Origin of the sequence: Priestia koreensis (genome assembly GCF_022646885.1) — a bacterium.
Classification (GTDB): domain Bacteria; phylum Bacillota; class Bacilli; order Bacillales; family Bacillaceae_H; genus Bacillus_AG; species Bacillus_AG koreensis_A.
Genome location: NZ_CP061868.1, coordinates 1 through 10,000, shown reverse-complemented (window position 1 = coordinate 10,000; position 10,000 = coordinate 1). Strand labels below are relative to the sequence as shown.

Annotated in this window: 6 protein-coding genes and 1 rRNA gene (1 of these 7 cut by a window edge); all 7 read right to left on the bottom strand. The window is 39.5% G+C overall.

The features are described from left to right. Positions 1-772: ribosomal RNA gene (locus IE339_RS00035) — 16S ribosomal RNA — on the bottom strand; it reaches 780 nt to the left of the window's first position. A 302-nt stretch (positions 773-1,074) separates the two neighbouring features. Next, positions 1,075-3,573: a DNA gyrase subunit A gene (gyrA, locus tag IE339_RS00030; protein ID WP_242172568.1), complete on the bottom strand. Its 2,499-nt coding sequence runs from the start codon at positions 3,571-3,573 to the stop codon at positions 1,075-1,077. A 127-nt stretch (positions 3,574-3,700) separates the two neighbouring features. After that, on the bottom strand, positions 3,701-5,623 hold the full coding sequence (gene gyrB, locus IE339_RS00025; RefSeq protein WP_242176298.1) for a DNA topoisomerase (ATP-hydrolyzing) subunit B: 1,923 nt from the start codon (positions 5,621-5,623) through the stop codon (positions 3,701-3,703). A 155-nt stretch (positions 5,624-5,778) separates the two neighbouring features. Then, positions 5,779-6,897: a DNA replication/repair protein RecF gene (recF, locus tag IE339_RS00020; RefSeq protein ID WP_053401785.1), complete on the bottom strand. Its 1,119-nt coding sequence runs from the start codon at positions 6,895-6,897 to the stop codon at positions 5,779-5,781. Between the two features lie 15 nt (positions 6,898-6,912). Next, positions 6,913-7,125, bottom strand: a complete 213-nt coding sequence (yaaA, locus tag IE339_RS00015) for a S4 domain-containing protein YaaA (RefSeq protein WP_242172566.1) — start codon at positions 7,123-7,125, stop codon at positions 6,913-6,915. 201 nt (positions 7,126-7,326) lie between these two features. After that, positions 7,327-8,463, bottom strand: coding sequence for a DNA polymerase III subunit beta (gene dnaN / locus IE339_RS00010; RefSeq protein ID WP_242172564.1), 1,137 nt, complete (start codon positions 8,461-8,463; stop codon positions 7,327-7,329). A gap of 193 nt (positions 8,464-8,656) precedes the next feature. Then, positions 8,657-10,000: a chromosomal replication initiator protein DnaA gene (gene dnaA / locus IE339_RS00005; protein WP_053401788.1), complete on the bottom strand. Its 1,344-nt coding sequence runs from the start codon at positions 9,998-10,000 to the stop codon at positions 8,657-8,659.

The following is a 10,000-nucleotide window of genomic DNA, read 5'->3' as shown; positions in this document are numbered from 1 at the left end:
GCGCCTCAGCGTCAGTTACAGACCAGAAAGCCGCCTTCGCCACTGGTGTTCCTCCACATCTCTACGCATTTCACCGCTACACGTGGAATTCCGCTTTCCTCTTCTGCACTCAAGTTCCCCAGTTTCCAATGACCCTCCACGGTTGAGCCGTGGGCTTTCACATCAGACTTAAGGAACCGCCTGCGCGCGCTTTACGCCCAATAATTCCGGACAACGCTTGCCACCTACGTATTACCGCGGCTGCTGGCACGTAGTTAGCCGTGGCTTTCTGGTTAGGTACCGTCAAGGTACGAGCAGTTACTCTCATACTTGTTCTTCCCTAACAACAGAGTTTTACGATCCGAAAACCTTCATCACTCACGCGGCGTTGCTCCGTCAGACTTTCGTCCATTGCGGAAGATTCCCTACTGCTGCCTCCCGTAGGAGTCTGGGCCGTGTCTCAGTCCCAGTGTGGCCGATCACCCTCTCAGGTCGGCTACGCATCGTCGCCTTGGTGAGCCGTTACCTCACCAACTAGCTAATGCTCCGCGGGTCCATCTGTAAGTGACAGCCGAAACCGTCTTTTAACATCCGCTCATGCGAGCGAAAGTGTTATTCGGTATTAGCTCCGGTTTCCCGGAGTTATCCCCATCTTACAGGCAGGTTACCCACGTGTTACTCACCCGTCCGCCGCTAACTTGTTAGAAGCAAGCTTCTAACAAGTCCGCTCGACTTGCATGTATTAGGCACGCCGCCAGCGTTCGTCCTGAGCCAGGATCAAACTCTCCGAAGAAATGTTTGACTTGCTCATTTGTTGTCTTACTTTTAAAACGTTGACGTTTTGCTTGTTTTGTTCAGTTTTCAAAGAACTCTTGTCCCAAAAGCGACCTCTTTAATATATCACTTTAAGCTTTTTGTGTCAACCACTTTTTAAGTTGTTGTTTCGACTTATGTATGTGTGTTGCTGACTTTTAATATAATATCAGATATTCTTTCTTAGTTCAATAGAAAACCTAAAAAAAATTTAAAAACAATAAAGCATCTTTTTTATAAAGAAAAAGGACACGAATCTTCAATAGATCCATGTCCCTTTTTTTATTCTTCAGTATCTACTACTTCTGTTTCTATTTCTGTTTCTTCATCGGTAATTTCGTCTGAATCTTCTTCTGAAACTTCTACTTTCGCTACAGTTGAAACGAATTCTTCATCGCCAAGACGAATCAATTTCACACCTTGCGTATTTCGTCCCATTTGAGAAACATCTTTCGTGGCAACGCGTATTAAAACTCCACTCACCGTGATCAGCATAATATCTTCTTCTTCAGTTACCGTTTTAAGTGAAACGATTTTACCGTTCTTTTCTGTAACGTTACATGTTCGAAGACCTTTCCCACCACGGGACTGAATTCTATATTCAGATGTTTTCGTCCGTTTGCCATATCCATTTCTTGTGACGATAAGAATATCAGATTCATCATCGGAAATTTCCATTCCTACGACTTCGTCATCATCTGCAAGCGTAATTCCTTTTACTCCGGTTGCAGTACGTCCCATTGAACGAACATCATCTTCTGGGAAACGGATCAGCATTCCGTTTTGAGTACCAATTAAAATCTCTTTTTTACCGTCTGTCAGCTTAACAGAGATAAGCTCATCTTCTTCTCTCAATCCTAGAGCGATCAATCCACTTGTACGGATATTTTCAAAAGAAGAAAGAGGTGTACGCTTTGAAACTCCCTGTTTTGTTGTAAAGAATAGATAAGCGTCATCTACAAATTGCTCCACTGGAATAATCGCGTTTACCCATTCGTTTTTATCGACCTCAAGTAAATTGATTATTGGGAGACCCTTCGCTGTACGACTAAACTCAGGAATTTCATAACCTTTTGTACGATAGACCTTCCCTTTGTTTGTAAAATACAGGATCGTATCATGTGTAGAAGTCGTTAAGAGATGCTCAACAAAGTCATTCTCATGCATGTTCATTCCCTGTATTCCTCTACCACCACGCTTTTGACTTCGATAAGTAGAAACAGGAAGGCGCTTGATGTACCCGTTGTGTGTTAACGTAATGACAATATCTTGGCGAGGAATTAAGTCCTCATCCTCAATTGTTTCTAGTCCACCTAGCACAATTTCAGTACGGCGCTCATCATTGTAACGTTCTTTGATGTCCATTAACTCTTCACGAATGATTTCAAGTACCTTTTCCTCATCAGCTAAAATGGCTTTTAGTTCTTGAATCAAAGCAACAAGAGCCTGGTACTCTTCTTCGATTTTTTCACGTTCTAAACCTGTCAGACGCTGCAAACGCATATCAAGGATTGCTTGGGCCTGTTTTTCACTTAATGAGAAGTTTTCCATTAAGCCTTGTTTTGCAATTTCTCCTGTTTGAGATCTTCTGATTAAGGCTATTACTTCATCAAGATGGTCTAGTGCAATCTTCAAACCTTCTAAGATATGAGCTCTTGCTTCGGCTTTGCGTAGTTCAAATTGCGTACGGCGACGAATAATGACTACCTGATGCTCTAAGTAATAATGTAAACATTCCTTCAAGTTCAGCACTTTAGGCTGCCCTTCAACTAATGCGAGTGTATTAATACCAAAGCTTGTTTGAAGAGCTGTTTGCTTATATAAATTGTTTAATAGAACATTTGCATTTGCATCACGACGAACTTCAATGACGATACGTAGACCTTCTCGGTCAGATTCGTCACGTAAGTCTGTAATTCCATCAATCTTTTTATCGCGCACTAATTCAGCAATCTTCTCAATCAATTTTGCTTTATTCACTTGATACGGAAGCTCAGAAACGATAATTGTTTCTCTTCCATTTGGTTTTTCTTCAATCGTTACTTTGGCACGAACTGTAATTGAACCCTTACCCGTTTCGTACGCTCTGCGAATTCCACTACGCCCTAGAATTTGTCCACCCGTTGGGAAATCAGGACCTGGAATGATATCCATTAATTCAGGGATCGTAATCTCTGGATTTTTACTTAGTTCTAAAACTCCATCAATAACTTCACCTAGTTGATGTGGAGGAATATTAGTTGCCATCCCTACTGCAATCCCAGATGATCCATTCACTAGAAGGTTCGGGAAACGCGAAGGAAGAACAACTGGTTCACGTTCAGAGCCATCATAGTTATCTTGGTAGTCAATTGTATCCTTGTTAATATCGCGCAAGAGCTCCATAGAAATTTTGGACATTCTGGATTCGGTATAACGCATAGCCGCAGCCCCATCACCATCAATAGAACCAAAGTTTCCGTGCCCATCTACAAGCATGTAGCGATAACTAAAATCTTGAGCCATCCTAACCATTGTTTCATAAACAGATGAGTCACCATGTGGATGGTACTTACCGATTACTTCACCAACGATACGTGCTGACTTTTTATGTGCTTTATCTGATGTCATCCCTAGATCATTCATTGCATACAAAATACGGCGATGAACAGGCTTTAATCCATCACGAGCATCAGGCAAGGCACGTGAAACGATTACACTCATGGCATAATCTAAGAATGACGTTCTCATTTCTTTACTAATATTAATCTCTTTTACATTCGAAACTGGCTTATCTGACATACATCAGAACCTCCTTTAAAAAGCTCGTTTATAAAATACAGGCGTTCAATAAGTAAAGACAGGATAGAGTTTCTTCTATCCTGTGATGACTTACTTTGTTTAATGATGAATATTTCAATAAACGAACTTAGATATCTAGGTTTTTAACGTATTTAGCGTTTTCTTCAATAAAGTTTCTACGCGGTTCTACCTTATCACCCATTAAGATCTCAAACGTTTCGTCCGCTTCAATCGCATCTTTTAAGCTTACTTGAAGCAATGTACGATTTGTTGGGTCCATTGTTGTTTCCCAAAGTTGGTCGGGATTCATTTCTCCTAGACCTTTGTAACGTTGAAGAGAAGGTTTCGGTGTAGCTGGCAAGGTAGCTAATACTTCTTCTAGTTGTTTATCGTTGTACGCATATTCAACACGTTTACCTTGAGAAACCTTATATAAAGGCGGCTGCGCAATGTAGATATAGCCATGCTCAATGATTTGTCTCATATAACGATAGAAGAATGTTAATAGCAGCGTACGAATGTGCGCACCATCAACGTCAGCATCTGTCATAATGACAAGTTTATGGTAACGAGCCTTTGTAATATCAAAGTCTCCACCAATCCCTGTTCCTAAAGCTGTAATGATAGAGCGAACTTCGTTGTTTGATAAAATCTTATCAAGACGAGCCTTTTCCACGTTGATAATTTTTCCACGTAATGGGAGGATAGCTTGGAAATGGCGATCACGGCCTTGCTTTGCTGATCCACCCGCTGAATCTCCCTCTACTACGTATAGTTCACTAATAGAAGGATCTTTTGAAGCACAGTCTGCTAGTTTTCCAGGAAGACTAGAGATTTCTAAAGCACTTTTACGTCGAGTAAGTTCACGCGCTTTTTTCGCTGCTAGACGGGCTCTAGAGGCCATTGTTCCCTTGTCTACTACTTTACGAGCAACGTTCGGGTTTTCAAGTAAAAATCGCTCTAAGTGGTCAGAGAATAGCGAGTCAGTGATTGTACGCGCTTCACTATTTCCTAATTTCGTTTTTGTTTGTCCCTCAAACTGAGGATCAGGATGCTTAATTGAGACAATTGCTGTTAAACCTTCTCGAACATCTTCACCAGTTAAGTTTGCATCGCTATCTTTAAAAAGATTATTCTTTCGAGCATAATCATTGATAACGCGTGTTAAGGCCGTTTTGAATCCAGATTCATGTGTACCGCCCTCGTAAGTATGGATGTTGTTAGCGAAAGAATAGATGTTGCTAATATATCCTTCGTTATACTGCATCGCTACCTCGATCGAGATTCCATCTTTTTCTCCACCGATATAGATAGGTTCTTCATGAATAGGTTCTTTTGAGCGGTTTAAGTGCTCAACATAGGATTTAATTCCACCCTCATAGTGATAAGCTTTGTGCTTTTCTGGCTCTTGACGTTTATCTGTAATCGTGATTTTAATATTACGATTTAGGAACGCTAATTCACGAATTCGGTTTGCAAGCGTGTCATAGTCATATTCTAACGTCTCTTTGAAGATTTCTGGATCTGGCTTAAAGTGTGTAATTGTACCCGTTTTGTCTGTATCGCCAATCACCTTTAGATCTTCATTTGGGACACCACGCGTATATTTTTGGTAATGGATTTTTCCATCACGGTGAACGAACACTTCTAAGAATTCTGACAGGGCATTAACAACAGAAGCCCCTACACCATGGAGACCACCGGAAACTTTATAGCCTCCTCCACCGAACTTACCGCCGGCATGAAGAACTGTCATAATAACTTCGACAGCTGGGCGTTTCATTTTCTCATGCATACCTACAGGAATTCCACGACCATCATCAGTGACGGTAATGCTATTGTCCTTCTCGATGGTTACTCCGATTTCTGAACAATAACCAGCTAAAGCTTCGTCAATACTGTTATCTACAATTTCCCACACCAAATGGTGAAGACCTTTTCCGCTTGTAGATCCAATATACATACCTGGACGTTTACGTACCGCTTCTAAGCCCTCTAATACCTGTATCTGATCTGCATCATATGATTGTTGTACTTCTTTCTGTTCCATTGGCAATTGTCTCTCACCTACACTTTTTATTACATACTCTACAAGTAGAGCTGTTAGATGTTTGTAAAAAATATATTTGAATGAATCTTTACTTACCTACCATTTTCTAGTGAATCCATAATGATTGTTACATGGATAGAAAGTGGCGCAAAAAACTATTTAATACGCTGAATCTCTCCAGCTGTTACCTCGTAGGTAGCAGCACGTTCTAATGTCTCATGATGAATACCATCAATGCTTGTGGTCGTAACAAAGGTTTGGACTTTTCCTTGAATGGTATTGAGTAAGTGTGATTGTCGATAATCATCTAGTTCTGAGAGAACATCATCTAATAAAAGAATGGGATATTCCCCTACCTCTGAATAAATAAGCTCAATTTCCGCTAGTTTCAGTGACAAAGCGGTTGTACGCTGTTGGCCTTGAGAGCCAAAGGTTTGAACATCTTTATCGTTTACGTAGAAAATCAAATCATCCCGATGTGGACCAGCGAGCGTAACTCCGCGGTCAATTTCTCTTGATTGAATCTGCTCAAACTTTTTCGCATATTCTTCTATCATTTTCGACAAGTCTTCTTTGTCTGATACATCTATTGAATTTTTATACGTAATTTTTAACGTTTCCTTCCCACGACTTATGCCATCATGGATCGGTTCTGCCCATTTTTGCAGCAAATCTAAAAACTCAAATCGTTTCTTTAGCACACGAGCAGCAACCTCACACAGCTGTTCTGTCATGATTTCTAAAAACGTTATATCAGATGTCTTTTTCGTTTGGAGTTGTTTTAAATACTGATTGCGTTGCTGAAGAATTTTTTGATAACGACTTAAGTCATACATATATACAGGAGAAACCTGACCAATCTCCATATCAATGAATCGTCTTCGAACTTGGGGACTACCCTTAACGAGATTTAAATCTTCTGGGGCAAACATGACCGTATTCAAAGCCCCAATATACTGACTAAGCTTCTGTTGCTCAATATGGTTATATTTTGCCTTCTTCCCTTTCGTTGAGATGATTAACTCTAGTTGGGTTGGTCCGTTTTGCTTTTCAATCTGACCTGTAATTTTTGCGAACTCTTGATCCCATTGAATAAGCTCTTTATCATTTGATGCACGATGTGATTTAGCCATAGACAACACAAAGATCGATTCCATGACATTTGTTTTTCCTTGAGCATTTTCACCAAGGATCACATTTACTTTATTCTCAAAGGAAACAGTTGTTCGATTATAGTTCCGGTAATTTACCAGAGATAGTTCTTTAATATACAAAAGGGATCACCAACTTTAAGAAATCACCACAAACGTCCCTACATCAGGAATGTCTATTATATCTTGATCTTTTAATTTACGACCTCGTCTATTTTCAGGTTCTTGGTTTACATATACCTCATATTCTTGAAGAAACCATTTAGCCATGCCACCCGTTTGGATTACATCCGCTAATTTTAAAAATTGACCTAATGTAATTACTTCTGTTGAGATGCGAACTTCCTTCATCGAATACCTCTCACTTTCAAATTGTGTATCTTATATATTGTACTAAATAAAACGAAAAGAGAAAAGGACAAGGGCACGTAATCTAGTGCGCACCCTTGTAAGTCCTCTTTTTAGGCAGAAAATCGCTCCTTTTCAAACCTCAGCTAAAGACTAAGAATTACAGAAAAAGAGCGATTATATAAAAATTGATGGTTCAATCGATTAGTAAGTACGTACTGGTAAGATCAATTGTAACATAGAATCATCTTCTGGTGTACGAATAATAAAAGGTCTCATTGCACCAGTGAAACTAACTTTAATTTCAGTTCCTTCTAAGGCTTTTAGTGCATCAAGCATATACTTTGCACTGAAAGAGATTTTTAAATCTTCCCCGTCGATGGATTGACTTTGGACCTCCTCAATTACTTTACCAATTTCAGGTGAGTTAGATGAGATCTCTACAATCCCTTCCTCAAGCGTTGATAACTTCACCACATTGTTGCGTCCCTCTTTTGCTAATAAAGACGCTCGATCAATTGCTTGTAAAAACTCCTTCACATTTAACGTCATATCTGTTTTACTTTCAGATGGAATTAAACGAGACGTATCAGGATAGTTTCCGTCAAGTAGTCTAGAGAAGAATAAGATATGTTTCGTCTTGAATAAAACCTGATTGTTTGTGATAACAATATCTACTAGGTCATGAGAATCATCTAAAATCTTGCTAAACTCACTTAGGCTTTTACCTGGAATAACGACGTTGTAAGAAGAATCAGCATCAATTTCCACTGGAGCCTTACGAAGCGCAAGTCGATGGCTATCCGTTGCAATACATGTAAGAATCTTGTCTTCTACCTTCCAGTTTACACCTGTCAATATAGGTCGTGTTTCTGAGGTGGACACCGCAAAGACAGTTTGGCGGATCATGTTTTTAAGAAGGTCCGTTGAAATTTTAAATGCGTTCTCCTCTTCGATTTGTGGAAGATGAGGATATTCTTCAGCATCTAATCCATTCAAGTTAAATTCAGCCTTACCTGATCGAATAACCGTCGAAAAATGAGGTTGAACTTCAATTTCAACAGTCTCCTTTGGTAATTTACGTACAATTTCACTAAAGAATCTTGCTGGCAGCACAATACTTCCAGAATGATGAATGTCAACAATCTCTTTTCCATCCTCTTCTACTGGGATGAATGATTCGATTGATACATCTGAATCACTTCCTGTTAGAGTTACGCCTTCATCCGTTGCTACAATTTTGATCCCTGTTAAGATTGGAATCGTTGTTCGAGAAGATACAGCTTTCATGACATCTTGAACACTTTGCACTAATGCATCTTTCGCGATAATAAACTTCATAATGGAAATCCTCCTATGGACTAAATGGTTTTAGGAATACTTTTATTATTATTTTAAAAGAGTAGTAGTAGTCGTAGGGGCTGTGAGTATGTGGATAACTATACTGCAGCCCAATAATTACAGTCTATCCACATGTGGATAGACTGTGCATAATACTATATGAATTATTCACATGTTACAAGAGATAAGTGGATTACCGCAAAATATCTTTAATCTCTTGAATTTGATTTTTCAACTGATTATCTGTTCCTAGCAGTGTAGAAATCTTTTCGTGAGCGTGAATGACGGTTGTGTGATCACGTCCCCCAAATTCTTCCCCAATCTTTGGTAGTGAAAAATCTGTCAGCTCTCGAGATAAATACATGGCAATTTGTCTTGGAAAAGCCACGGATTTTGTACGCTTTTTCGCTTTAAAATCCTCTAACTTAATATTAAATTGTTGCCCTACTACCCGCTGAATATCTTGAATCGTAATCATTTTAGGCTTAGAGCTTGGAATGATGTCCTTTAGCGCCTCTGCTGCTAAGTCAGCATTAATATCTTTATTTACTAGAGAAGAATAAGCAACAACGCGAATTAAAGCCCCTTCTAGCTCACGAATATTCGAGTCAATTTGATTCGCGATATACAGCATCACTTCATTTGGGATCACTAAACCATCTGCTTTTGCTTTTTTACGCAAAATGGCAATACGCGTTTCCAAATCCGGTGGCGTAATGTCTGTAATCAATCCCCACTCGAATCGAGAACGCAAGCGGTCCTCTAACGTAGGAATTTCTTTCGGTGGACGATCACTCGAAATAACGATCTGCTTGCTTTCTTCATGCAGCGTATTAAACGTATGGAAAAACTCTTCTTGTGTTTGTTCTTTTCCAGCTAAAAATTGAATATCATCTATCAGTAACACATCAACACTGCGATATTTGTTACGGAATTCAACTGCTTTATTATCACGAATCGAGTTAATGAATTCATTGGTAAATTTTTCAGAAGATAAATACACTACTTTTGCGTTTGGATTATGGTCTAGCACATAATGGCCAATTGCATGCATTAAGTGAGTCTTCCCCAACCCAACTCCCCCGTAAATAAATAAAGGGTTATAGGCTTTAGCAGGCGCCTCTGCAACGGCAAGCGATGCTGCGTGGGCAAAACGGTTTCCAGAGCCAATAACAAACGTATCGAACGTATATTTAGGATTCAGCATACTTTGAGGAAATTCGCTCGTTTCATCTGACTTTTGAACTTTTTTTCGTGGAGCATTAAGATCAAAGTCCTCTTCTGATTGATTTTGGGGAATGATAAATTTTACGGCTAATTCTTCCCCTGTTAAATCGTAAAGAGTTTCAGCAATTAAATCTGAGTATCGTGATTCGAGCCAGTCGCGGGCAAAGTCGTTAGGAGCTGTAATGATTAGGGTGTCTCCTTGCAGTGCATGGGCCTTTGTTGATTTTAACCATGTTTCAAAGCTGGGTTTGCTTAATTTTTTCTCTATTTCAGTCAGCGCTTTGGTCCATAAATCATGGATATTTTCCAA